Below are 25,508 nucleotides of genomic sequence, written 5' to 3'. Positions count from 1 at the left end.
GTTCCCTTCCTACGGTCCTGCCCTCCCGCACCCCGGTGCGGATCACGCCGTGGGTGTCGCCGAGGCCGTGGGGGTCGCGGCCCGCTCGGCGAGACCAGGGAAGGGTACGCTCCCGCCCCGCCAGCGCACCGCCCGGACCGCCGCTTCCCGCAGCGCCTCGGCCGCCGTGGCGCGCACCCCGCCCGTGGACGCCCGCACCAGGTCGGAGTAGACCCCGGCCACCCGCTCCTCCAGCTCGGCGGCGAGTTCCACGGCCGCCGCCGAGTCCGGCACCGCGAACGGCAGCGCGTACGCGGCCGACGCGGCGACCGGCCTGCCGCCCAGGTCCCGCACCTCCCGCACGAGCGCGTCCCGCCGGGCCCGGTGACCGTCGTAGGCCGCCTTGGCCTCGGTGCGCCGGCCCTCGCGGATACGGCCGCCGACCACGCCGTAGCCGTAGACCGCCGCGTGCTCGGCGGCCAGTGCCGCTTGCAGCGCGGTGAGTTCCGCCGCCTTCTCCTCGCTCACTTGGCATCCTCCGTCAGCAGATACGCGTGCCCGGCGCCGGCCGCGGCCACCGAGGCCAGCAGCCGGGCCAGCTCGCCCGGTACGTCCAGCAGTGCCTTGGCCCGCCGGTCGGCGAGGCTCCGCTCGGCCGCCGCGAGCCCGGCGAGGGCGTCACCCGCGGTCGCGGGTACGGCGGAAGCGGAGGCGGAAGTCGAGGCCGACGGCGGGACCGTGGCCGTGGGGGACGGCGTGGCATCGCTGCCCCCGAAGGCCGTGCGGTGCCGGACGACCTCCGCGCGGAGGGGGGCCAGACGGTCCGCCAGGGTCGGGTGGGCGGCGACGACCGCGTCGTACTGCCGGAGCAGGCTCGCGCTGTCGGAGGCCGCACGCGCGCGTGCCCGTGCGGTGGCCGACTCGCTGCCGCCCGTGGTCTCCGAGTCGTCGGCGGTGCCGGAGCAGCCCACCAGGAGGGCGGCTCCGGCGGCCGAGGCGAGCAGGCTCCGTCTGCGCGGTCCCGTGAGGGTGCGCGGAGGTGGGGGGAACGGCACGGCGAATCGTCCTCGGGGGGCTCGTACGAACGAAAACACGGGAAGGGCTGCGCGCCCGTGATCACGGTACCCGCGTGCCCGCCCGGTGGCGGTCACCGGCACCGATCGGCCAGCAGGTGGGCGGCAACACGCTCCGGGACCGGATACCCTTTGAGCAGACACGCGCCCTACCCACAACAGCACACGCGGCCGAGGAGTCACCCGGATGAGCACCACCCAGAGCGAGAGGCTGCGAGTACTGCTGGAACCGCTCGTCAGCTCCCAGGGACTCGATCTCGAAGAGGTCGAAGTGGACTCGGTCGGACGCAAGCGGGTGCTGCGCGTGGTCGTCGATTCCGACACGGGTGCCGATCTGGACCAGATCGCGGATGTGAGCCGCGCGCTCTCCGCGAAGCTCGACGAGACCGACGAGATGGGCGCGGGCGAGTACACCCTTGAGGTCGGTACCCCCGGTGCCGAGCGCGAGCTCACCGAGCACCGCCACTACGTGCGTGCCACCGACCGGCTGGTGCGTTTCCAGCTGGCCGGGAGCGATGAACTGGTCGCGCGGATCCTCGACGTGGACGACGACGGCGTCGATGTGGAGGTGCCGGGCGTGAAGGGCCGCAAGCCCACCGGCCGGCGGCTCGCCTTCGCGGATGTGCTCAAGGCCCGCGTGCAGGTCGAGTTCAACCGTAAGAACAAGAACGACGACAGCGACGACAACGAAGAGAACGCAGAGGAGGCGTAGCCGTGGACATCGACATGAGTGCCCTGCGGGGCCTGGTACGGGAGAAGGAGATCTCCTTCGACCTGCTGGTCGGAGCGATCGAGTCGGCCCTCCTCATCGCCTACCACCGCACCGAGGGAAGCCGCCGCCACGCGCGCGTGGTGCTCGACCGTGAGAACGGCCATGTGACGGTCTGGGCGAAAGAGGACCCCGAGGACCTGGAGGAGGGGGAGGAGCCGCGCGAGTTCGACGACACTCCGTCCGACTTCGGCCGGATCGCCGCCACCACCGCCAAGCAGGTCATCCTGCAACGGCTGCGGGACGCCGAGGACGAGGTGACGTTCGGCGAGTTCGCCGGCCGGGAGGGCGACATCGTCGCCGGTGTGGTCCAGCAGGGCCGCGACCCGAAGAACGTGCTCGTCGACATCGGCAAGCTGGAGGCCATCCTGCCGGTGCAGGAGCAGGTGCCCGGCGAGGAGTACCCGCACGGCCTGCGGCTGCGGTCGTACGTCGTCCGGGTGGCGAAGGGCATGCGCGGTCCGTCCGTGACCCTCTCCCGTACGCACCCCAACCTGGTGAAGGCACTGTTCGCCATGGAGGTGCCGGAGGTCGCCGACGGGTCGGTGGAGATCGCCGCCATCGCGCGCGAGGCCGGCCACCGCACGAAGATCGCCGTCCGCTCCACCCGCAGCGGCCTGAACGCCAAGGGCGCCTGCATCGGTCCCATGGGCGGCCGGGTGCGCGCGGTGATGGGCGAGCTGCACGGCGAGAAGATCGACATCGTCGACTGGTCGGACGACCCGGCCGAGATGGTGGCCAACGCGCTGTCCCCGGCGCGGGTCTCCAAGGTCGAGGTGGTCGACCTCGCGACCCGCTCCGCGCGCGTGACGGTGCCGGACTACCAGCTGTCGCTGGCGATCGGCAAGGAAGGGCAGAATGCCCGCCTCGCGGCCCGCCTCACGGGCTGGCGGATCGACATCCGTCCGGACACCGAACAGCCGTCCGACCAGCCAGGGGAATAGTTCTCGGCCGCCGGTGGCTTAGATCACGACAACAGCCGTTCGATTCTTGCCCCGAAGGGGTGAGGTCGGTGCGGGGAGGTAGACTTAGACGTGTCTGGCCGGACGCGAGCCCGCGCATGCCCTGAACGCACCTGTGTGGGGTGCCGGGAGCGAGCGGCCAAGAAGGAACTGCTGCGGATCGTGGCGGTCGAGGGCGAATGCGTCCCCGATCATCGCGGTACGCTGCCCGGCCGGGGCGCATATCTGCACCCCGCCCAGGTCTGTCTCGACCTGGCGGTACGCCGCCGGGCGTTCCCACGGGCGCTGCGTGCCCAGGGAGCGCTCGACACCAAGGCGTTGCGCCTCTACGTCGAGCAGGCGACACCGTAAGAGCGAGTCGTACGGAACCTCCGTGCGGCCCGGTATTCCGCGAGTTGGAAGTAGGTCGAGATTGCGATGAGCACTCGATGAGCACGCGATGAGTACGCCCATGAAGTAGCGACGGTCCGGACGCACCCGGACCTAAAAGGAGCGAAGTGGCTAAGGTCCGGGTATACGAACTCGCCAAGGAGTTCGGGGTGGAGAGCAAGGTCGTCATGGCCAAGCTCCAAGAACTCGGTGAATTTGTCCGTTCGGCGTCCTCGACGATCGAGGCGCCCGTTGTACGCAAGCTGACAGACGCCCTCCAGCAGGGCAGCGGAGGCGGCAGGCCCGCCCCCGCGCGCAAGGCTGCCCCGGCCCGTCCGGGAGCCCCCTCTCCGGCGCAGGGTGCCCGTCCGGGCCCCGCCGCGCCGCGTCCGCCGGCCCCGAAGCCGGTCGCCGAGCGCCCCGCCGCGGCTGCCGCCGCTCCGGCCGCGCCCGCCGCCCCGGCCTCCACCGGCGGCCCCCGTCCGGGCCCGCGCCCCGCGCCGCGCCCCGCCCCGGTCTCGCCGGCGCCCACCGCGCCCGAGTTCACCGCGCCCCCGGCGGCTCCCGCGGCTCCGGCCGCGCCCGCCTCCAACGGCGGCTCCGCACCCCGTCCGGGCGCCCCGCGTCCCGCGGGCCAGGCGCCCCGTCCCGGCGGTGCCCGTCCGGCCGGTCCCGGCCAGGGCGGCCAGGGCCGCGGCGACCGCCCCGAGCGCGGCGGCGACCGTCCCGGCGCACCCCGTCCGGGTGCCCAGGGCGCCCGTCCCGGTGCTCGTCCGGCCGGTCCCCGTCCGGGCAACAACCCGTTCACCTCCGGCGGCTCCACCGGCATGGCGCGCCCCTCGGCGCCCCGTCCCGGCGGTGCCCCGCGCCCCGGCGGCCAGGGTGGCCCCGGTGCCGCGCCCGGCGGCGCCCCGCGTCCGCAGGGTGCCGGTCAGGGCGGTCCCCGTCCCCAGGGCGCCGCGGGCGGTCCCCGTCCCGGTGCTCCCGGTGGCGCGCGTCCGACCCCGGGCGGCATGCCCCGCCCGCAGGGCGGCGCTCCGCGTCCGGGCGGCGGCCCCGGTGGCAACCGTCCGAACCCGGGCATGATGCCGCAGCGTCCCGCTGCCGGCAGCCCCCGTCCCGGTGGCGGCCCCGGTGGCCGTGGTCCCGGTGGCGGCGGCGGTCGTCCCGGCGGTCCCGGTGGCGGCGGTCGTCCCGGTGGCGGCGGCGGCTTCGCCGGTCGTCCGGGTGGCGGCGGTGGCGGTTTCGCCGGTCGTCCCGCGGGTCCCGGTGGCGGTGGCGGCGGTTTCGCCGGCCGTCCGGGTGCTCCCGCCGGTGGCGGCGGTGGCCGTCCCGGCTTCGGCGGCCGTCCCGGTGGTCCGGGTGGCCGTGGTGGCACACAGGGCGCCTTCGGCCGTCCCGGTGGTCCCGCGCGTCGCGGTCGCAAGTCGAAGCGGCAGAGGCGCCAGGAGTACGAGGCCATGCAGGCCCCGTCGGTCGGCGGTGTGATGCTGCCTCGTGGCAACGGACAGTCCGTCCGTCTGTCGCGCGGTGCCTCGCTCACCGACTTCGCCGAGAAGATCAACGCCAACCCGGCGTCGCTCGTCGGCGTGATGATGAACCTCGGCGAGATGGTCACGGCCACGCAGTCCGTCTCCGACGAGACGCTGAAGCTCCTCGCGGACGAGATGAACTTCGTCCTGGAGATCGTCAGCCCGGAGGAGGAGGACCGCGAGCTCCTGGAGTCCTTCGACATCGAGTTCGGCGAGGACGAGGGCGGCGAGGAGTTCCTCGTCGCGCGTCCGCCGGTCGTGACCGTCATGGGTCACGTCGACCACGGTAAGACCCGACTGCTGGACACCATCCGCAAGACGAACGTCGTCGCGGGCGAGGCCGGCGGTATCACGCAGCACATCGGCGCGTACCAGGTCACCACCGAGGTCAACGACGAAGAGCGCAAGATCACCTTCATCGACACCCCGGGTCACGAGGCGTTCACCGCCATGCGTGCCCGCGGTGCCAAGTCGACCGACATCGCGATCCTCGTGGTGGCGGCCAACGACGGTGTGATGCCCCAGACGATCGAGGCGTTGAACCACGCCAAGGCGGCCGACGTGCCGATCGTGGTCGCGGTCAACAAGATCGACGTCGAGGGCGCCGACCCGACCAAGGTGCGCGGCCAGCTCACCGAGTTCGGTCTGGTGGCCGAGGAGTACGGCGGCGACACCATGTTCGTCGACATCTCCGCCAAGCAGGGTCTCAACATCGACCAGCTGCTGGAGGCCGTGGTCCTCACCGCGGACGCCTCGCTCGACCTGCGGGCCAACCCGGAGCAGGACGCGCAGGGCATCGCGATCGAGTCCCACCTCGACCGCGGTCGCGGCGCCGTCGCGACCGTCCTGGTCCAGCGCGGCACCCTGCGGGTCGGCGACACCATGGTGGTCGGCGACGCCTACGGCCGTGTCCGCGCGATGCTCGACGACAAGGGCGACAACGTGGAGGAGGCGGGTCCCTCGACCCCGGTCCTCGTCCTCGGTCTCACCAACGTCCCGGGCGCCGGCGACAACTTCCTCGTCGTCGACGAGGACCGCACGGCACGCCAGATCGCCGAGAAGCGCGCGGCGCGCGAGCGCAACGCCAACTTCGCCCGGCGCGGAGTCAGGTTCTCCCTGGAGAACCTGGACGAGGCCCTCAAGGCCGGTCTGGTGCAGGAACTCAACCTCATCATCAAGGGCGACGCGTCCGGTTCGGTCGAGGCCCTTGAGTCCTCGCTGCTCCAGCTCGACGTCGGCGACGAGGTCGACATCCGCGTCCTGCACCGCGGTGTGGGTGCGGTCACCGAGTCGGACATCGACCTGGCGACCGGCTCCGACGCGATCGTCATCGGCTTCAACGTCCGCGCGGCGGGCCGCGCGGCGCAGATGGCCGAGCGCGAGGGCGTCGACGTCCGGTACTACTCGGTGATCTACCAGGCCATCGAGGAGATCGAGGCGGCCCTGAAGGGCATGCTCAAGCCGGAGTACGAGGAGGTCGAGCTCGGCACGGCGGAGATCCGCGAGGTCTTCAAGTCGTCCAAGCTGGGCAACATCGCCGGTGTCCTGGTCCGCTCCGGAGAGGTCAAGCGCAACACCAAGGCGCGCCTCATCCGCGACGGCAAGGTCATCGCGGAGAGCCTCACCATCTCCGGTCTGCGTCGCTTCAAGGACGACGTCACCGAGATCCGCGAAGGGTTCGAGGGCGGTATCAACCTCGGCAACTTCAACGACATCAAGGTCGACGACGTCATCGCGACGTACGAGATGCGCGAGAAGCCTCGCGGCTGATCGTCACAGCACGCGATCGGGGCCGGTCGGCGGGGAAGTTCCTCCACGGAATTTCCGTCGATCGGCCCCGGCCGTTGCGTGTACGGTTCCTGTATCGGCGTCCGAGACCGGCGCCCATACCCCGAACCGGCGGGACATCCGGACACACATGTACGTGGGGACTCTGTCCTTCGATCTGCTCCTCGGCGACGTCCACTCGCTGAAGGAGAAACGCTCTCTCGTCCGTCCGATCGTGGCCGAGCTCCAGCGCAAGTACGCGGTGAGCGCGGCCGAGACGGGCCATCAGGACCTGCACCGCAGGGCCGAGATCGGGCTCGCGGTGGTCTCCGGGGACACGGGACACCTCACCGACGTACTGGACCGCTGCGAGCGACTCGTCGCCGCGCGGCCCGAGGTGGAACTGCTCTCCGTTCGACGCAGGCTCCACAGCGACGAAGACTGAAGCAAGCAGCACGACGTGGTTACAGCACGACGTAGTTACAGCACGACGTAGTTACTAAGGAGACGGACCAGTGGCCGACAACGCGCGTGCCAAGAGGCTGGCGGACCTCATCCGAGAGGTGGTGGCCCAGAAGCTACAGCGCGGGATCAAGGACCCGCGGCTCGGCTCGCACGTCACCATCACGGACACCCGGGTCACCGGGGACCTGAGGGAGGCGACCGTCTTCTACACCGTGTACGGGGACGACGAGGAGCGCGCGGCTGCCGCCGCCGGTCTGGAGAGCGCCAAGGGCGTGCTCCGCTCGGCCGTCGGTGCCGCGGCCGGCGTGAAGTTCACGCCGACCCTCACCTTCGTCGCGGACGCCCTGCCGGACACCGCCAGGACCATCGAGGACCTCCTCGACAAGGCCCGGCAGTCCGACCAGAAGGTGCGCGAGACCTCGGCGGGCGCCGCCTACGCCGGTGACGCCGACCCGTACAAGAAGCCGGGCGAGGACGACGAGGACGACGCCGCCGAATGACGCAGAAGCCCCAGACGCCCGACGGCCTTGTCATCGTGGACAAGCCGTCGGGCTTCACCTCGCACGACGTGGTCGCCAAGATGCGCGGCATCGCCCGCACCCGCCGCGTCGGCCACGCGGGCACCCTCGACCCCATGGCGACGGGCGTGCTCGTCCTCGGGGTGGAGAAGGCGACCAAGCTCCTCGGCCATCTCGCGCTGACGGAGAAGGAGTACCTGGGCACGATCCGCCTGGGCCAGAGCACCCTGACCGACGACGCCGAGGGCGAGATCACGAGGTCGCTCGACGCCTCGAAGGTCACCCGGGAGACCGTCGACGCCGGGATCGCCAAGCTCAGCGGCGAGATCATGCAGGTCCCGTCCAAGGTCAGCGCCATCAAGATCGACGGCGTGCGCTCCTACAAACGGGCCCGTGACGGCGAGGACTTCGAGATCCCCGCCCGCCCCGTCACCATCTCCTCCTTCGCGGTGTACGACGTCCGGGACGCCGTCGCCGAGGACGGCACCCCCGTCCTGGACCTGGTGGTATCCGTGGTCTGCTCCTCCGGCACCTACATCCGGGCGCTCGCCCGCGACCTGGGCGCCGACCTCGGCGTGGGCGGCCATCTGACCGCCCTGCGCCGCACCCGCGTCGGGCCCTACAAGCTGGACTCGGCCAGGACCCTGGACCAGCTCCAGGAGGAGCTGAGGGTGATGCCGATCGCCGAGGCCGCCGAAGCGGCGTTCCCGCGCTGGCCGGTGGACGAGCGGCGGGCGAAGCTGCTGCTCAACGGCGTCCGTCTGGACATCCCCGAGGAGTACGCGGGCGTCGGCGCGGTCGGTGTCTTCGACCCCCAAGGCCGCTTCCTGGCGCTCGTGGAGGAACAGAAGGGCAAGGCCAAGAGCCTTGCCGTCTTCGCCTGAGCGACACCCCCGGAGACCGCTCCGGGGGGTTCGGCTCCTGCCCGTGGAGCGGCGGTCACGGGGTCCACGTTCCCGCCGCTCCACGGTCCCCCCTCGGTTCCCCCACCCCTAGGGTGTATCCAACCCTCCGCTTCTATTCACCCGACCGGGCAGGCGCTCGGAGTGAACCGAGGGAGCGGAAGGGGGCGCGTTCACCACACGGTCTGTCCCGTTGATCACGATCCGCCTACCGTCGAACACAGGGCAGCGGTACGGCGGGGAGGTTCGGCCATGGTGGGACGGGGCCCGCGGGCGGGCGGCGGCCGTCACACGCAGGGGGAGCGCGCCACCCCGGCCGACGCGCGGGTGCGTGACGACGCGCCGGGCGATGCGCTGGGCGATGTGCCGATGCCGGGCGACGAGGCCCTGGTGCGCATCCGCGATCTGGCCGGCCGCCCCCGCGGCACCGGATTCGTCGCCGACCACCACGGCACGGTCATCACCAGCCACGAAGCCGTCGACGGACTGCCCCGGCTCGCCCTGCACGCCGCCGGCGACCGAAGCTGCCTGGTGACCGCCGACGCGGTGACCCCGCTGCCCGCCCTCGACCTGGCCCTCGTCCGCACCCAGGGACTCGGCGTGACCCCGCTCCCCGTCACCGTCCGGGACCGGATCGGAACCGGCACCTACGTCCGGATCGCCGCCGGCCGCTGGCGCGAGGCCCGTGTCCTGGGCGCGGCCTCCGTCACCTACACGGCCACCGACCGCTTCCATCTCCTCGACGACGCGCTGGAGTTGGCGATCGGCACGGCCGGCCGGGACGCGCTGCGCCTGGGCGGTGGCGCGGCCGGCGGCCCGGTCCTCGACACGGCGACCGGCACGGTGATCGGCCTCCTGGGAACGGCACTGCGGTCCGGGCAACGGGACACCGGCTTCGCGGTCCCCCTGCGCGCGCCCGACGGCCCACTGGCCGACCTCCTCGCCCGCAACGCGGCGACCGTGCCCGCGTACGGCGCCGACCTCAACCTCGCCGGCGTGCTGGAACTGACGGCCACCTCGGTGGGCTCGGACGGACCGCCCGGCACCCTCGCGGGCTCCGTCGGCCGCGAGCGCGACGGCTCATGCCTGCCGGCGCCGGTCGAACGCCCCGCGGTGACAAGGGAGTTCACCCGCTTCACCGAGAGCCGGGCCGCCGTACTCGGCCTGGTCGGACCCCCGGGCAGCGGTCGTACGACGGAACTCGCGGCGTTCGCGGCCCGGCGCGGCGGCGGTGCGGAACCGGCCCCCACGCTGTGGCTGCGCGGCGCCGATCTGTGCGACGGCGACACCTCGATCGCGGACGCGGTACGGCGGACGGTGGAGCGGGCGTCCCGCATCCTGGCCGCGTCCGTCGCCCCGCCCGGCAGCCTCGGCGACCTCGGCCCCGAACGGCTGGCCCGGGTCGCGCGCGAGGCGCACCGGCCCTTGCTGCTCCTGCTCGACGGACCCGAGGAGATGCCTCCCGTGCTGGCCCACCGGCTGGCGGCGTGGACCCGGGGGACGGGGGAGTGGCTGCGGGAGCACGGGGCACGCCTGGTCGTGGGCTGTCGCGCGGAGTACTGGGAAGTGGCGGGATTCGCACCGGAGTTGCTGTACGGAGGGGACACCTCGCAGAGCGGTGTGCGACTCGGTGACCTGCGGCCCGACGAGGCCCACCGGGCCCGTGCGGCCTACGGTGTCCCGGAGGGCGCCCTCGCCGACTCCGACGCCGGGCACCCCCTCACCCTCCGGCTGCTCTCCGAGGTCCTGGCCGCGCTGCCCGCCGCCCCCGCCGCCGCCCCGCTCCACCGGGACGACGTGTTCTCGGCCCACCTCGACCTCATGTGCCTGCGCATCGCCGTCCGGCTCGCCGCCGAGAACGGGCTGCGCGGAACCGCCGTACGACGGCTCGCCGCCAAGGTGTCCGGGCAGGTGCACGAGGCGGCGCGGCGCAGTCTCGGGCCGGGGCAGGGGGAGTTGGGCCGGGAGGCGTTCGAGGCGGTGTTCCCGTGGGGTCCCGCGCCGGCCCGGCTCGGCGGCGGTACCGGCTGGGCGTCCGCCGTCCTCACCGAGGGCCTGCTCGTGCCGGCCGGCAGCGGATACCGCTTCGCCCACGAGGAGTTGGCCGACTGGATCCAGGGCACGCACCTCGACCTCGACGAGGCGCTGCGCGCCCTGGTGCACCGGCGCCGCACCCCACGGGCGGCACATCCCCTGCCCGTACCGCACCACCGCATCGGCCCCGTCGTGCAGGCCCTGCTGCTGCTCGCCCGCGAACACGGCACCGCGCAACTCGCCCTGCGACTCAAGGAGTTGGCGCAGGCCCTGGACGCCGACCCGCACTCCTGGTGGGCCGCCCGGCTGCTCGCCGAGGTGCTGGTACGGGTCCCCGACGCGACACCGTACAGCGGCGTACTGCGCCTGCTCGCCGACCAGTTGGCCGGACGACGGAAGCAACAAGGCGACTTCCCGGCGGAGTTCGCGCCGGACTTCTGGACCTCGCTCGCGCTGCCGCAGGCCGAGCGGTTCGAGCTGTTGCGGCGGCTGGTGCTGGCCGACGGCGCGCCGCAGGAGGGCGGTGGGCCCCGGTTCCTGGACACCGCCGCCGAGTTGCTCGCCGCCGACCCCGCCGCCGTACAGCCGCTGCTGACGGGGTGGTTCGACGACGAGCGGCCGTTGCCCGCGACCCCGCACGCGACCGTGGCGACGGCCGCGCAGGCGCTGCTGCACACGCATCGGCGGCGGGCGCTGGACGATCTGACGGAAGTGCTGGTCGGCCGGGCGCACGGGCGGGCCGACGAACTCCTCGCCGTGCTCGCCGAGGAGGAGCCGTCCGCCGTGTGCCGGGCCGTGGACCGGTGGGCGCACGACGAGCGGCCGGGGCGGCGGGTGGCGGCGGTGGCCTACGGACTGCGGGCCGCACCGCACGTACGGACCGAGGCGGACCGTGAACTCCTGCGCTACGCGGCCCAGTTCCTGCTGGCCCGCCCTGCCGACCGCTCCCTGCACGGCGGCGCGCTCGCCCTTCTCGTGCGCGATCCGCACACCCGCGCCCGCCATCTCCCGCAGGCGCTGCGGCACTTCGCGTCCGGCGACCCGCAGTTCCCGCCGAGCGCGCTGGCCGCCGCGCTCACCACCCACTCGGACCCCGTCCTCGAAGCCTTCCGGGCCAGGCTGCACGGACCCGACGCGGGGGAGGCGGTCCGCACCCTCGCCGACGTCACCGACCCCGCACTCGCCCGCCGGGCCGCCGCCCTGGTCCGCGAGACCGTCGTACGGTGGCCGGAGACGGCCGCCCACCTCGGGGTCTACGTCGACCGGCGCCTCGACCGCGGCCCCACCGCACGGGCCGACCTCCTCCCCCTGGTCACCGGCCTCCTGGACGGCGGCCCACAACCGGTGCGCACGGCCCTCGCCGCCGCGCTCGCCGCGCCCGGCACCCCCGCCTCCCGGCCGCTGCGCCGCGAACTCCTGGAGTTCCTGCTCGCGCACGAGCACGACCCCGTCGTCCTGGACGCGCTGCTGCGCGCGGCGGGCCGGCGCGACGACGGCGAACTCCGCGACCTCGTCCACCGGACCGGGCGGCTGCTGGTGCGCACCCCCGCCGGCGCGACCCGTTTCGACCGCGGACTGGTCGACCTCGGCCGCCAGGTGCCGGGCTTCGCCGCCCTGATGGCCCGCTGGCTCGCGGACACCCCGGAGGACTGGGCTGCGGTGGTCGGACCGAGCACCCGGCGCATGATCGAGAACCTCGCCGGGGTCGGTGTTCCCGTGTAAAGGGACGCGTACGTGCGCCCGGTCACAGCCACCATGCCGATGCGGGCCGAAAGCCCCCGGCATGGCACCCTTAGACCTTGCGAGGCCGCACGAATTGCGCGCCCGCGCGACTTGCGAGCCCGCAAGCCAAAGACGGACACGGTGCGACGAGGAGCAGTGACAGTGCAGCGCTGGCGTGGCTTGGAGGACATCCCCGAGGACTGGGGGCGCAGCGTCGTCACCATCGGTTCTTACGACGGGGTCCACCGCGGGCACCAGCTGATCATCCGGCATGCCGTGGACCGCGCCCGTGAGCTGGGCGTTCCCTCCGTCGTCGTCACCTTCGACCCGCACCCCAGCGAGGTCGTGCGCCCCGGCAGCCACCCGCCGCTGCTCGCCCCGCACCACCGCCGTGCCGAACTGATGGCCGAGCTGGGCGTGGACGCGGTCCTGATCCTGCCGTTCACCAAGGAGTTCTCGAAGCTGTCCCCGGCGGACTTCGTGGTCAAGGTCCTGGTGGACAAGCTGCACGCGAAGGCGGTCGTCGAGGGCCCGAACTTCCGCTTCGGCCACAAGGCCGCGGGCAATGTGGCCTTCCTGATCGAGCAGGGCAGGACATACGACTTCGAGGTAGAGGTGGTGGATCTTTACGTGAGCGGTGCGGCGGGCGGCGGCGAGCCCTTCTCCTCCACGCTGACCAGGCGGCTGGTCGCCGAGGGCGACGTCGAGGGCGCCCGCGAGATCCTCGGCCGCCCGCACCGCGTCGAGGGCGTCGTGGTGCGCGGAGCCCAGCGCGGTCGCGAACTCGGCTTCCCCACGGCCAACGTCGAGACCCTGCCTCACACGGCGATCCCGGCGGACGGCGTCTACGCCGGCTACCTCCACGTCGAGGGCGAGGCCATGCCGGCCGCGATCTCCGTCGGCACGAACCCGCAGTTCGACGGCACCGAGCGCACGGTCGAGGCGTACGCCATCGACCGCGTCGGCCTCGACCTCTACGGCCTGCACGTCGCCGTCGACTTCCTCGCCTTCGTGCGCGGCCAGGCGAAGTTCGACTCGCTGGAGGGCCTGTTGGAACAGATGGCCCAGGACGTGAAGCGCTGCCGGGAACTGATCTCGGCGGACACGCCCGAGGGGGAGTAGCCGGTCCGGTTCTACGACGCCGAAGGGCGGCCGGTGCTTGCGGGCACCGGCCGCCCTTCGGCGTTCGGGGTGGAGCTGCTGCGGTCGCGCTACTGCTGCGGGGGCGCGGACGGCGGGGGAGGCGGAGCCTGGCCACCGTCCTGCTGCGGATACGGCTGGGGCTGCTGCCCCGGGTGCTGGGGGTAGGGCGGCGCGGGCGGCTGGCCGTAGGGCTGCTGGGGTTGTTGGTGCTGCGGTTGTGGTTGCTGCTGCGGTTGCTGCGGGGCGTACGGCTGCTGCTGGTTCTGGTACGGCTGTTGCTGCGCCGGATATCCCTGCTGCTGACCGGGGTGGCCCTGGGCTCCCGGATACCCCTGTCCTCCCGGATACCCCTGCCCTCCTGGGTATCCCTGTGCTCCCGGGTACCCCTGCTGGCCCGGCATCGGCGGGGCCAGTACCGGCGGGGGGTTGCCGTCGCTCGTCCACAGGCCGTGCATCTGCTGGTGGCGCACGAAGTCCTCGGCGACCAGGGCCGCGAGGTGGAAGTACGACTCCCTGACCTTCGGCCGCATCATGTCGAGGTCGACCTCCGCGCCGGCGGCGAGATGCTCGTCGAACGGCACGACCACGACACCCCGGCAGCGCGTCTCGAAGTGGCTGACGATGTCCTCCACCTTGATCGTCTTGCCGGTCTCGCGCACCCCCGAGATGACCGTGAGCGAGCGGGAGACGAGGTCCGCGTACCCGTGCGCCGACAGCCAGTCCAGCGTCGTGCTCGCGCTGCTCGCACCGTCCACGGACGGCGTCGAGATGATGATGAGCTGGTCGGCGAGGTCCAGCACCCCGCGCATGGCGCTGTAGAGCAGACCCGTGCCGGAGTCGGTGAGGATGATCGGGTACTGCTTGCCCAGCACGTCGATCGCGCGCCGGTAGTCCTCGTCGTTGAAGGTCGTGGAGACGGCCGGGTCGACGTCGTTGGCGATGATCTCCAGACCGGAGGGCGCCTGGGACGTGAACCGCCGGATGTCCATGTACGAGTTGAGGTACGGGATCGCCTGGACCAGGTCGCGGATCGTGGCACCGGTCTCGCGGCGCACGCGGCGGCCGAGCGTGCCGGCGTCCGGGTTGGCGTCGATCGCGAGGATCTTGTCCTGGCGCTCGGTGGCGAGCGTGGAGCCGAGGGCGGTGGTGGTCGTGGTCTTGCCGACACCGCCCTTGAGGCTGATGACCGCGATGCGGTAGCAGGACAGCACGGGCGTGCGGATCAGGTCCAACTTCCGCTGCCGCTCGGCCTCTTCCTTCTTGCCGCCCAGCTTGAACCGCGAGGATCCGGCACCGGGCCGGCCGCTCTTCGCCCGCTGCTTCTTGTTGTTGAGCAGCCGGTCCGACGACAGTTCCACGGCAGCGGTGTAACCCAGCGGCGCGGCACCGGGGTTGGTCGGCTGCCGCTGGTCGTGCTGCATGGGCTGCGGCCAGGCGGCACCGGTACGGGGGTCGACCGGGGGCGCGGAGGGAGCCTGGGGGTGGGACTGCGGCGGCAGCGGTTGCGCCTGCGGCTGAGCTTGGGGCTGCGGTTGGGGCTGCGCCTGTGCGGGCGGAGCGGGGTGACGCGGGTCGCCGGTCTGCTGCGGGATGTGGGGTGCGTGCGGGGGCGGCGGCGCGTCGGACCAGGACTCCGGGGCGAAGCCGGGGCGGGGCGCCTCGTGCGCGGGGGCCTGGGGGAAGCCGTAGCCGCCCTGGTGGTCCTGCGGTGAGGGGGGCGGGAAGCCGTAGCCGCCTTGGTCGTTCGGGGTCGGCGGAGGTGTGGGCGGCGCGGTCGGCGCGGCAGGCGGGGGCGACTGGGGTGCCTGGGGTGACTGGGGGAAGCCGTAGCCGCTCTGCGGTGGGCCCTGTGGGGCGGGGGCGTGCCATGCGGCCGGTGCGGCCGGTGCGGCCGGTGTGGGCTGGGGGGCCTGTGGGGGCTGCGGGGGCTGCTGCGCCTGCGCCTGGGGCTGCACGGGCCACTGGTCGGCCGTGGCCGGTGCTGCCGGTTGGTAGGACGGCGGCAGCGGCGGGACTCCGCTCGGCGGGGTCGGCGGGCGACTCCACGCGGGGGGAAGATCCGGTACGTCGTTGGTGGCGTCCTTGGCCGGGGTGTCGGCGGCGGTGCCGGCGTCGGTTTCGGCGTCGGTTTCCGTGTCGTTCGGCTCGTCCGTGGGGGTGTCGTCGGCGCTCTGGTCTGCGGCTTCGGCATTGGCTTCGGCTTCGGCGGCGGTCGAGTCCGCGCTCTCCGGGGCGGTGACCGCGTCGTCCTCGGACTGAGCGCCCGCCTCGGTGGTGTCGGTGCGTTCGGCGTCATCGTTCGCCGGAGTCTCCGCCGGGTCGGCGTCGGCCGGAAGCACTTCACCCTCGGGACCGTCGGGATTCTCGGGACCCGTGGCCGGAGTGGGAGTGGGAGCGGAATCCGGGGCCGCAGCCGCCGGAACCTCCGTGTCGGCCGGACCTGCCGTCGGACCCGGCGTCGGTCCCGTCGCGGGGCCCGTCACCCCGCCCCGGTCCGTGATCTCCCGCTTCAGCGCGGCGGCCGAGATACGCATGGTCGCGCCGCTCACGAGGTCGCCGTGCTCCGCGTCCTCGTCGTCCTCGTCGGACACCAGGGCCGCGGCCGTCCAGGCGGACGGGAAACCGGAGTTGCCGGGAGGCGTCGGAGTCGAGAACGGGAGGCCGGCCGGAGGCTGTACCGAGGGCGGCACCGGGGGCGTCGCGGGAACTGCGGGAGCCGGAGCAGCCGGAGGAGCCGTAGGAGGAGCCGTAGGAGGTGCAGGCAGTGGAGGCGGTGACGTCGGCGGGGGTGTCGGCGGAGCCTCCGCGGGCGTGCCCGACGAGTTCTGCGTGTACCAGGCCGGCGGGGCGTAGTCGATCGTGAACTCGCCCGTCATGTCGATGGCGGACTCGTCATCGGGCTGGTCATCGCCGGGCGTGGCCCAGCCCCCGCGGATCCCGTCCCGATCGCTGCTCACAATTCCTCCTGGTGTGGTCGAGCACCCTCATGCCGTGCTGGGGCGACCGTTCTCGGCATCCGATACATCCGAATACGCCCGATGTGTCGGGTCGTCCCCCTGAGCCCCTGCCCTGGGCGACGCACCACCCGCTCGCGGATACTCGTGACGTGCCCTGTCCCAGCCTAATCACCAAAACGGTGGACTCGGCAGGCCCGCCCACCCCTTCGTGCACACCCACACGACCGAGACCGGTGATAGCGGATCAAATCCCCCTGGAAATCGACCAATCCTGACAGCTGGGGCGTTTCGATCTGCCCGTTCCGAGCCGTGGACGCGAAGAGCCGTGGCAGCGGCGCACCGTGGACCCGGCGCACCGTGGACGCGGAGCGGCCCCGAGCCGGAACCCTCCGTCAGTCCATCCGCCGGGCCGCGCCCAGCAACCCCACCTCGGCGTCCGTCGGCTGGGTCATCACGTACTGCCGGTCCCGCTCGGTGCACCACAGCGTGACGCCCTCGGGCAGCGTCGGCAGCGACTCCAGGTCGGCGCGCGGCAGACCGATCACCCGCCCGATCTCGGCCGCCTCGTCCGGCGAGACCCGCTGCACACCCACCAGCCGCGCCTGCCGCATCAACCGCGGTGCGACCGGGCTGAGATACGGCAGCAGGGTCAGCACGGACTGCCAGGGCGCCGACGTCACCCGCCCGCGCGGAGGCCGCATACCGCAGTCCCGCACCACGAGCACGGGCGTACCGGCGGAGGCGCCCTGCGGGGGGACGCGGCCGACGTCGTACACCGCGAGGCCGTTCTGGCCGCCGCCCATCGCGTGCACCATCTGCATCCAGGCCTGCGGCCGTCCCGTCTCGACGGCGACGCGCGCCCCGGTGGCCGCCGCGCGCAGCGCCAGCACCTGGGCCGTCCACAGGCCGCTGATGAGCAGGATGTCGTACGGCGTCGGGCGGTTGATCCCGAGCACGGCCGGCCGGCCCTCGGGGTCGACGCCCACCACCACGCCGTCGTCCCCGATGGGCAGCGACAGCTCCTCCACCTGGTCGACGGGCAGCGAGTGCTGGGGGTGGCGCGGGCCGAGCAGCCCGAATCCGGTGCGCAGTCGCGAGGCGATACCGGTGGTGGCCCCGGGCTCCGCTGCGGTCGACATGGCCGGAGTGGTCGACGTGGTCGGGATGGTCGGCGCGGCCATCAGCGGGCACCTCCGAGGGGCAACGTGGCGAGGACGCCGGGGAGTTGCTCGCGGTCGAGCCGGGACAGGCCGGTGCGCGACTGCCGGGCCGCGTGCTCCAACTCGCGCCGGGCGTCGGTCAGTTCCTGGTTGCTGCGGCCGGTGATCCGCAGATGTCCGGTGAGCGCCACGTCCTGCCGCTCGCCGCGGGCCAGGGTCAGACTGAAGGTCGTCGCCAGCGCGGGCACCGTAGTCAGTTGGGCCACGAGCTGCGCCAACGACGTGCCGGAACCGCCCAGTTGGGGCCAGCGGCGCACCCAGTAGGTGGTGTGCCGGCGGTTGTCGCAGCGCCAACTGCGGCTGGATTCCTCGGTCCGCCGCTGCGGTGCCTCGCTCCGCCCGGCCTGCGCGGTCACCATCGGGTTGGCGCACGCGGAGGTGGCGATGGCGGCTGTCAGCTCCTCCTCCGTGAGCACGTTGGCGCGCAGCCCGGCACCGGACAGCCGGCTCGACAGATGCTCGGCCGACCGCACCAGGCACTTCTGCGCGCCGACCAGTCCGCCGCCGCGCGCGGCCACCGCCTCGGGGCACAACTCAGGGTCGAGCTTCAGCGCGATCCAGGTGATGCGGACGGCGGGAGAGCCCGTGCGGGCCTGGAGCGGCGCGTAGTTGCTCACCACGACCGACTGCTGCGGCAGCTGTATCGCGGGCGCGGGCTGGGTGTGCACCACGATCTGCGCGGATTCGAGACGGATGCCGTCGACTTCGAGGGTGTCCCGGACCAGCCCCACGGGCAGCGGTCTGCGTCCGCGCTCGGCACGCAACGCGCCCGCGTCCGACTCCACTTGGAGCACCGCGGTGAGGAAGTCGCCGTCGCCGATCATCCCGACCGGCCGCTGGTCGCGGTCGTCACCGCGCTGGTAGCTGTACGTCCGCAGGCTCGGGTCGCACTCCACGGCGGGCGCGAGTCCGGCGTCCGTCCCCGGCGGCACCGGGGTGTTCGCGGCCCGCCGCACCCGGGACCGCAGTGCCAGCAGCGTGCCGAGCCAGTCCGGCAGGGAGCGGCCCCGGCGTCGTACGACGGCGAGGACGACGAGGACGGCGGCGAGCGCGGTCGCGGGCACCAGCGCCAGCGGACCGGCGAGCCAGCCGCACACCACGAGCGCCGCCGCGACCTCCAGCAGCACCAGCCGCTGGGTCGTGAACGAACCCCCGCGCCCCGAGCGCGACTTCAGATGCGGCGTGAAGGAACCGGACCCCGACGCCGGACCCGCCGTCGACCCGGACGCGACTGGCGACGCCGACCCTGTCGTAGATCCTGACGCGGCCGTCGACGGCGATTGCGATCGCGACCGGTTCCGTGTTGCGGCAGCCATCACTCCAAATCCCCCGAACTCTCCCGAACTTCCCCGCGCTCCGCTCCCGGCAGGGCCACAGCACCCTACCCGTGACACAAGCACACCCACGCAACAGGCATAGTAGGGGGCGGGTCTGACACCTGAGGTATCACCTGGGGTACCAGAGGCAATCGGGGGCGGGGGACGTTTCTCCACAGGTCCTCCACGGCTCCGCACGGGGAGAGAGCGGACACAGATGGCATCACGGCGCGACGAACTCAACGCCTACACCTTCGCGAAGCGCCGCACGCTCGCGTCCTTCCTGCGGCCGTCCCCGACGGGCTCGGAGGAGGGCGCGCCGAAACCGCTGGGCGCACTGGTGCCCGGCGTGGTCGTCGGCGTGGTGATCCTCGCGGTGTTCGGCGGTATCGGCATGTTCAAGCCGACCGCGCCCCGGGGATGGTCGGACGTCGAGTCGCACGTCATCGTCGCCAGCAAGTCGACCACCAGGTACGTGGTGCTGAAGACCGGCAAGGAGGCCCAGCTCCACCCGGTCCTCAACATGGCCTCCGCCAAACTCCTGCTGGACCCCGGCAAGGACAGCGTCATCACCGTCGACGAGAACGTCCTCGACAACGGCAAGCTCCCGCACGGCGCCACCATCGGCATCCCGTACGCCCCCGACCGTCTGCCCTCCTCCGGCGAGGCCGAGGCGGCGAAGCGCTGGGCGGTCTGCGAGAGCCCCTCGGCCGGCGGCCGGTCCATCCAGAAGGCGGCGTTCGTCCTCGCGAAGAAGGACTGGTCCAGGACCGAGGGCAGCGGCCGGCTCTCCGGCGGCGACCTGATGTACGTCGTCGGCCCCGACGGCAAGCACCAGTACGTCGTCGACGCCAAGGGCACCGCCTACCCGATCGCCGACCCCTCCGACAAGCAGGTCCTCAAGGCCCTCGACACCCAGAGCCGCGCACCGCAGCGCGTCTCCCAGGAGTGGCTCGACACCTTCCACAAGGGCGACCCGATCGAGATCCCGAAGATCACCGGTGTCCCGGGCGCGGAGGCGAACGCCCTCGCCGCGCCGGAGGTGAAGAAGTACGACAAGGTCGGCATGGTCATCAGCGCCAACGACGGCCAGGTGCGCAAGTACTACGTGGTGCTGCCCGGAAAGGTCGCCGGCATCTCGGAGTTCGTCGCCACGCTGCTGCTCAACAGCAGGGCCCTCCTCGACGCGGGCCAGACGGGCGAGGCGCAGCCGGTCGGGCCGGGCGCGGTCACCGACAGCTCCACCTTCGAGGCCGACAAGAACTGGCCGACGTACACACCGAAGACGGTCAACGACGGCACCAGCGCCGCGCACGGCCGCAACACGGTCTGCAACGTGCTGCGTTCGGTCGGCGAGAACAACAGGACAGCCCTCTCCACCTGGGTGGGTACGGACTTCCCCGCCCCCCTCCCCACCGGCTCCTCCAGCGCGTACGTCACCGCCGGCTCCGGCCAGCTCTACCGCCAGGTCATGGGCACCGAGGCCGACGCCGGCCCGGTCTTCCTGGTCACCGACACGGGCCTGCGCTACGCCCTCCAGTCCAACAGCGACAGCGCCACCGACGACAGCGGCATCGGTACGACGGCCAAGCGCCGCAAGGAAGAACTGAGCGAGGCCAGGATCGCGCAGACCCGCCTCGGCTACGAGAAGGTCACCCCGGCCCCCGTCCCCGCGGAGTGGTCGACGTTCCTGCCGACGGGCCCCCGCCTGTCGGAGGCGGCGGCCCGCCAGCCGCAGGGTTCGTAGGCGCGACGGAGGACCAACTCATGCTGATCGCACGGATGTCGAGGACGCCGAGGACGATGCCGAGGACCAGGCCGAGGACGACCCCGCGGATGCCGAGGGTGACGATGGCGGTGGCGACCGCGACGTTGGCCGTACCGCTGTCGGTGCTGCCTCTGTCGGCGACCCCGGCCTGGGCGGACGACGGCCAGTGCACCTTCCCGTCGAAGGCGTACACGGGCCGCCCGTGGGCCCTTCAGCGCGTCAATCTGGACGAGTTGTGGGCGCAGTCCACCGGCAAGGGCGTCAAGGTGGCCGTGATCGACACCGGAGTGGACGTCAAGAACAAGCAGTTGACGTCGGCGGTCGACGCGTCCAGGGGCGAGAACCTGCTGCCCGCCAAGAACTCCAAGGGCGAGACGATCGACCGCGGCAACAACCGGGGCACCACCGACACGGTCGGCCACGGCACCCGGGTCGCCGGCATCATCGCGGCCCGGCCCGCCAAGGGCACCGGCTTCGTAGGCCTGGCACCCGACGCGACGATCATCCCGATCAAGCAGAACGACGCGGAGGGCGACGGCACGGCCGCCACCCTCGCGACGGCGATCCGCGACGCGGTGGCCAAAGGCGCCGGTGTCATCAACATCTCCCAGGACACGGCGAACGCCGTCGCCCCCGACGACCGGCTCCGGCAGGCCGTGGACTTCGCCCTCGCCCAACGGGTCGTGGTCGTCGCCTCCGCGGGCAACGACGGCCTCGGCGGCAACGTCAAGGTCACCTACCCGGCCTCCTACGACGGCGTCCTCGCCGTGGCCGCCTCCGACCGCAACAACGAACGCGCCTCCTTCTCCCAGTCCGGCGAGTTCGTCGGCGTGGCCGCGCCCGGCGTCGACATGATCTCCACGGTGCCCGGCGGCGGCCACTGCTCCGACAACGGCACGAGTTTCTCGGCGCCCTATGTCGCGGGCGTGGCCGCCCTGTTGAAGGCCAAGTACCCGCACTGGACGGCCCGGCAGATCGTCGCCCAGATCGAACAGACCGCGGAACGCTCGATCTCCGGCCACGACCGCCTCGTCGGCTGGGGCGTCATCGACCCGGTCAAGGCCCTCACGGACGTGGACCCCGAACACCCCGTCGAATCCCCGGCCCCCGAGGGCGGAGTCGCCAAGGCCGAGGCCCCCTCGGTGACCCCCCTCCACTTCGGCGAGACAACGGACGAACGCAACACCCGCCTGGGCACGTACGTCGTCGTGGGCGGCCTGCTGACGGTGGCGGCACTGGGCGGCACCGCGGTGGCGGTGCGGGATGCCCGGGGGCGGCGGGGGAGGGTGGCGGGTGGTGGCCGGGCGGGGAGTTGACGGCCGGAGAGTAGGGGGCCGCCTCAGTAGGAGGACCGCTTCTTGCAGGGCCCCTGTTTCTTGACCTTCGCCGTGTAGTCGGTGATCAGACTCTTCATGGCGGACTCGTCCGAGCGGGCGGGCTTGAGTACCTTGACGAGGGTGCTGATGTCCTCGTTCTGCACATCGGCTCCACGGCACTTGAGCAGTGACACAGCGGCGTCGTCGGCGTACGCGATGCTGGTGCCCTCCGCGAACTTCGGCTGTGTGATGCGGAGTTGGGTGTACAGGATGTGCCGTGCCGAGTCACCGGCGACGATGCGCTCCCTGCTCAACGCCAGCACCATGACGTCGTCGACGTTGATCTTGCAGAGCAGCACATCGTCGGTCGATCCGTCCGCCTCGGTGGTGAGCTTCTTGCCGGAGGCGGGCAGGAGCCGGGACAGTGCGTCGACCGGCACGGACACCCCGCACAGGGCCTTGGGCACCGTGAACTCCCGACGCGGCTCGTCCGCCGAGCACCCGGCCGCGGCGAAGACAGCGGCAGCGGCGACGCCTGCGGAGACCCCCCGCAGGATGTAGGTCTTGTGCCTCACTTCGCGTCACTCTCCGAGTTCCACAGAGCACCGTCCGAGTGGCTGACGCCTGCGGCCGTGCGAATGGCACGCCTCAGATCGTCGGCTGTGTCGGAGTTGATGTGCTGATTGTTCACCAATGCGTTGTCGAGAGCGGCTTGGGCCGAATCGATGGCCGCGTCACGGCCATCGCTGTATTGCTTTCCGGCCGCTAGTTCCGCTTCGGTAGTGGTGTCCTTCTCGATGCTCTTCATGATGGACTCCTGGATGTCCTCGGAGGCCCATTCGAGAGGGGCGCCGGCGATGGGAATGCGTTCGCCGATCTTCTCGATTCCCATGCCCAGAATGCGGTTGACCCATTTCTGCTTGTCGGCAGCCGCCTCGTTGAACTCCGTGTCCGACGCCGCGTGATACTCGTAGATGGCGTTGGCCCTGGAGTCGCTCATGATGCCCGCGATGGCCGAACCGGGCGCGACCACGTCGCCCAGGCGTCCGTCCAGCGAGGCCGTCGAGTCGCTGCTGCCGTTGACGACCTGGTCCACGACCTCGGCGGTGTACGCCTGCTGCGCGCTCGTGATCGCCGCATAGGCATCCGGATCCTCCCCTACGACGCTCAGGAAACGAGCTGCGTGACCGCTGTCCAGGCCGGCTGCGGCACCGAACGTCGGGAACAGGTCGCTGTTGGGGTCCTCCTTGTACATGGCCCGCTGGAAATCGCCCATGTACTCGGCGGTGATGTCTCCGAGGCTGTCGCGCATTCCGTACAGGGGACCCGATTCCTGGTCGTCCAGGTCGCCGTTCTCGTTGTGCCGAAGAAGTTCCGGATGCTCACCGAACTTGTCGACGATCTCGCTGACCAGGTGCGCCCGCGCCTCCGTGTGCTTGACGGCGTCGCCCGTATCGTCGTCGTACGGTCGCCCGGTCGTCGCCGATTCCAGTGCGTGCCCGAGTGCTTGGGGGCCGAAGGTGAGCGCGTTCCTCGTCTTGTCCTCGTCGGCGAGGATGTTCGTGTCGTTGGTATCGACCGTCCAGTCGAAATCCTCGTCGGTGAAGAGATCGAGGTACGACTCGAATCCCGGGCTGCCGCCCTTGACCGTGCCGTCCTCGTTGTACGCGGTCGGCGGTTCGGTGAAGAACTTCTCCGAGGCCTCCGGACTGTGCCCGAGCGCCTCCAGCACGCTGTTGAGCGGATCGTTGCCCGAACCCAGCCGGCCCGACGGGTTGAAGCCGTAGACGTCCTCCTGGCCCGCGGCCTTGCCATTGAGGAAGAAGTACGGGTCCTTCTTGTGCAGTTGGGTGACGTGTTCGGCGATCGGGTCGAGGAACCGGGGGTCGTAGTTGCCGTAGCGCAGCAGGCCGCCGAGGACCTGGTAGCCGTACGGCTTGTTCCACTGGCCTTGTTCCCAGCCGATCTGCTGGGTGCCCAGGCGGCGGAAATCGGCTCCCCAGCTCGCGGGGAGGTGGTTGCGCGTGTCCGGGTCCGTGGCGTTGGCCAGCGCGAACCCCATGTTCTGCTGGAGGTCCTTCACCGCGTTCAGCCGGAGCTTGCTCGCGTCGGGGCTCGTCCCGTCGATCGACATCTCGGCGTAGAACTCAAGCGTCTTCTCCGGCCCGCCCAGCCCCTGGTAGAACTCGGTCGCGAACTCACCGTCCTGCTCACGGCCGTTGAAGCGCATCAGCCGGTTGAACTCCTGGAGTTCCGCGTCGCTCATCTCGTCGCCCTTGCGGGCGAGTTCGAGGGCGCGTTCGGCCTGGGCGTCGTTCAGGGACCCGTAGGTGCTGTGGCCGGCGTTGTGGGCGTCGTCGCCGTGGCTCTTGCGCAGCGCCCGCGCGACCGAGGCGTCGATCTCCGCGGCATGGGAGAGGATCCCGTTGATCCGGTTCTCCAACTCCCGCTTGGCGTCCAGCTGTTCCTGGGTGCGTTCGTCGGTGTCGCCGCGGACGTGGGGGAAGAAGCAGACGACCGTGCCGTCCCCGATGTCGTTGACGCGTACGCCCAGTGCGCTCGCGTCCTTCCCCGAGGCGTCCTTGGCCTGCTGCTGGAGCCGGACGAGTTCCGGATGCCCGTCGGCGAGCACCTGGTAGATGCTGTTCGCCTCGGCGTGGAGGTCCGAGACCTCCTTCGCGGTCTTCGTGATGAAGCCGCGGGTCACGGTCGCGTTGACACCGGCCCACTGCGCGGAGTCCGACTTCGCCCGCATCCCTTCGCGGGCGTTCTCCGCCGCGGTGTTGAGGCTGTCGACGGTCTTCTTCCAGTCCGCCACGGCGGTACCGAGCTTGCCGAGATCGACCTCGACGAGGTCCGTGAAAGTGAGAGCCACGTCTGGTTCCCCTACTTGAAGTACTCGTTGAGTTTCGACACCGACACGGCCGAGCCGTCACTCGCGCGCAGGACGGTGCCGATCTCCGCGTCGTCCTCGGAGTGACGCTTCTTGCTGTAGTCGAGGTGGTCGGAGATGTGCGCACAGGCCTGGAGCACGGACGTGACCTGGGACGTCCACACCTCGACGGTCCTCTCCAGCGCGCCGCCCGTCTCGAACCCACGCGATTTCAACGCACCGGCGGCCTGCGCGGTCGAGCTGGCACCGTCCTTGCCGGCTCCCGCGCCGGCGATGTCCGCGCCGGCGCGGATGTCGTCGTAGAGGATGCGCGCCTCATGCCCGACGGCACCGAGATCGTCCTGATGCGCGACGAGTTCGCCGGAGCCGCTCCCGCCCCCGCTCCCGCCCCCACCGTCCGGAGCCAACTGATTGAGCCGCATATGGGCCGACTGCCGCTCAGCCGCCTGCGACTTGAGCCGCTCCCACTCCTCCCACGCCATGCGTGGCCCCCTTCCCCGTGCGTCCTACGGCAGGTGCCTCCACCCGGCGAACACGACCGCCCCGGCACTTCCGCGCGGTCAAGTTAGCAACCCCGTCTGAGCAAAGTCCCGGTCATGTCCGTATTAGGTGGATTGTTCCTGTGTGAAGTTTTGGAGGGGGTGGGCTGGTCGGCCCTGCCTGGGGTGGGCGTCAATCCGGCGGTCGGTGGTGCCCCTGTCGCGTGCCGATCGCGTGTGGAAATTTGATGGAGGTCGCGAGGGGTGGCGATTTCGTGGCGGTCGGCCGCGTCCCCGGTTGGTCGGCCTGTGATCGGGGAAGTG

Annotated in this window: 19 protein-coding genes; 11 read left to right on the top strand and 8 right to left on the bottom strand. The window is 71.9% G+C overall.

Annotation, left to right across the window (positions count from 1 at the left end; all coding sequences use genetic code 11):
* Positions 1 to 42: 42 nt before the first annotated feature.
* A complete protein-coding gene (locus ACIQPR_RS36545) occupies positions 43 to 507 on the bottom strand; it encodes a ferritin-like domain-containing protein (RefSeq protein ID WP_403657460.1) in 465 nt (154 codons plus the stop codon).
* A complete protein-coding gene (locus ACIQPR_RS36540; RefSeq protein ID WP_403657457.1) occupies positions 504 to 1,034 on the bottom strand; it encodes a hypothetical protein in 531 nt (176 codons plus the stop codon). The genes ACIQPR_RS36545 and ACIQPR_RS36540 overlap by 4 nt, the downstream gene beginning before the upstream one ends.
* A gap of 205 nt (positions 1,035 to 1,239) precedes the next feature.
* Between ACIQPR_RS36540 and rimP the strand changes: the two genes are divergently transcribed.
* The 9 genes from rimP (at position 1,240) to ACIQPR_RS36495 (ending at position 13,214) form a co-directional block, all read left to right on the top strand.
* Positions 1,240 to 1,764 carry a ribosome maturation factor RimP gene (gene rimP / locus ACIQPR_RS36535; protein WP_403657454.1) on the top strand — a complete coding sequence of 175 codons (525 nt, stop codon included), beginning with the start codon at positions 1,240 to 1,242 and terminating at the stop codon, positions 1,762 to 1,764.
* Between the two features lie 2 nt (positions 1,765 to 1,766).
* The gene (gene nusA, locus ACIQPR_RS36530; protein ID WP_019074814.1) at positions 1,767 to 2,765 is read left to right on the top strand and encodes a transcription termination factor NusA; all 999 of its coding nucleotides are present in this window, start codon (positions 1,767 to 1,769) and stop codon (positions 2,763 to 2,765) included.
* Between the two features lie 90 nt (positions 2,766 to 2,855).
* Positions 2,856 to 3,134, top strand: a complete 279-nt coding sequence (locus tag ACIQPR_RS36525; RefSeq protein ID WP_403657451.1) for a YlxR family protein — start codon at positions 2,856 to 2,858, stop codon at positions 3,132 to 3,134.
* A gap of 146 nt (positions 3,135 to 3,280) precedes the next feature.
* The gene (gene infB / locus ACIQPR_RS36520; protein ID WP_403657448.1) at positions 3,281 to 6,454 is read left to right on the top strand and encodes a translation initiation factor IF-2; all 3,174 of its coding nucleotides are present in this window, start codon (positions 3,281 to 3,283) and stop codon (positions 6,452 to 6,454) included.
* 148 nt (positions 6,455 to 6,602) lie between these two features.
* On the top strand, positions 6,603 to 6,896 hold the full coding sequence (locus tag ACIQPR_RS36515) for a DUF503 domain-containing protein (RefSeq protein ID WP_403657446.1): 294 nt from the start codon (positions 6,603 to 6,605) through the stop codon (positions 6,894 to 6,896).
* A 70-nt stretch (positions 6,897 to 6,966) separates the two neighbouring features.
* Positions 6,967 to 7,416 carry a 30S ribosome-binding factor RbfA gene (rbfA, locus tag ACIQPR_RS36510; RefSeq protein WP_403657443.1) on the top strand — a complete coding sequence of 150 codons (450 nt, stop codon included), beginning with the start codon at positions 6,967 to 6,969 and terminating at the stop codon, positions 7,414 to 7,416.
* Positions 7,413 to 8,318, top strand: coding sequence for a tRNA pseudouridine(55) synthase TruB (gene truB / locus ACIQPR_RS36505; protein ID WP_403657440.1), 906 nt, complete (start codon positions 7,413 to 7,415; stop codon positions 8,316 to 8,318). The genes rbfA and truB overlap by 4 nt, the downstream gene beginning before the upstream one ends.
* Positions 8,319 to 8,588: 270 nt before the next feature.
* A complete protein-coding gene (locus tag ACIQPR_RS36500) occupies positions 8,589 to 12,092 on the top strand; it encodes a trypsin-like peptidase domain-containing protein (protein WP_403657437.1) in 3,504 nt (1,167 codons plus the stop codon).
* A 162-nt stretch (positions 12,093 to 12,254) separates the two neighbouring features.
* Positions 12,255 to 13,214 carry a bifunctional riboflavin kinase/FAD synthetase gene (locus ACIQPR_RS36495; RefSeq protein WP_403657434.1) on the top strand — a complete coding sequence of 320 codons (960 nt, stop codon included), beginning with the start codon at positions 12,255 to 12,257 and terminating at the stop codon, positions 13,212 to 13,214.
* An 89-nt stretch (positions 13,215 to 13,303) separates the two neighbouring features.
* Here ACIQPR_RS36495 and ACIQPR_RS36490 read toward each other — a convergent pair whose 3' ends face one another.
* From ACIQPR_RS36490 to eccE, 3 genes are all read right to left on the bottom strand, one after another.
* Entirely contained in the window at positions 13,304 to 16,192 is a 2,889-nt protein-coding gene (locus ACIQPR_RS36490) for an SCO5717 family growth-regulating ATPase (RefSeq protein ID WP_403657431.1), read from the bottom strand.
* Positions 16,193 to 16,584: 392 nt separating this feature from the next.
* Positions 16,585 to 17,331, bottom strand: a complete 747-nt coding sequence (locus ACIQPR_RS36485; protein WP_403658150.1) for a hypothetical protein — start codon at positions 17,329 to 17,331, stop codon at positions 16,585 to 16,587.
* A gap of 41 nt (positions 17,332 to 17,372) precedes the next feature.
* On the bottom strand, positions 17,373 to 18,728 hold the full coding sequence (gene eccE, locus ACIQPR_RS36480) for a type VII secretion protein EccE (RefSeq protein WP_403657428.1): 1,356 nt from the start codon (positions 18,726 to 18,728) through the stop codon (positions 17,373 to 17,375).
* 217 nt (positions 18,729 to 18,945) lie between these two features.
* Here eccE and eccB point away from each other — a divergent pair, with 217 nt between their 5' ends.
* Positions 18,946 to 20,475, top strand: a complete 1,530-nt coding sequence (gene eccB / locus ACIQPR_RS36475; protein ID WP_403657425.1) for a type VII secretion protein EccB — start codon at positions 18,946 to 18,948, stop codon at positions 20,473 to 20,475.
* Positions 20,476 to 20,564: 89 nt separating this feature from the next.
* Complete coding sequence (gene mycP, locus ACIQPR_RS36470) at positions 20,565 to 21,812, top strand: type VII secretion-associated serine protease mycosin (RefSeq protein WP_403657422.1); 1,248 nt, start codon at positions 20,565 to 20,567, stop codon at positions 21,810 to 21,812.
* Positions 21,813 to 21,835: 23 nt separating this feature from the next.
* Here the strand turns inward: mycP and ACIQPR_RS36465 are convergent, their stop codons facing one another.
* Genes ACIQPR_RS36465 through ACIQPR_RS36455 form a run of 3 tightly spaced genes read right to left on the bottom strand, consistent with a single transcriptional unit; the run spans position 21,836 to position 25,187 of the window.
* Complete coding sequence (locus tag ACIQPR_RS36465; protein WP_403657419.1) at positions 21,836 to 22,387, bottom strand: hypothetical protein; 552 nt, start codon at positions 22,385 to 22,387, stop codon at positions 21,836 to 21,838.
* Complete coding sequence (locus ACIQPR_RS36460; RefSeq protein WP_403657416.1) at positions 22,384 to 24,687, bottom strand: hypothetical protein; 2,304 nt, start codon at positions 24,685 to 24,687, stop codon at positions 22,384 to 22,386. Before ACIQPR_RS36460 ends, ACIQPR_RS36465 begins: the two co-directional genes overlap by 4 nt.
* Before the next feature lie 11 nt (positions 24,688 to 24,698).
* On the bottom strand, positions 24,699 to 25,187 hold the full coding sequence (locus ACIQPR_RS36455) for a hypothetical protein (protein ID WP_403657413.1): 489 nt from the start codon (positions 25,185 to 25,187) through the stop codon (positions 24,699 to 24,701).
* Between the last annotated feature and the right edge of the window lie 321 nt (positions 25,188 to 25,508).

It is taken from the genome of Streptomyces sp. NPDC091280, from assembly GCF_044768565.1.
Classification (GTDB): Bacteria; Actinomycetota; Actinomycetes; order Streptomycetales; family Streptomycetaceae; genus Streptomyces.
The sequence above is the reverse complement of the archived record's forward strand: the minus strand, read 5'-3'. Positions and strand labels throughout refer to the sequence as shown.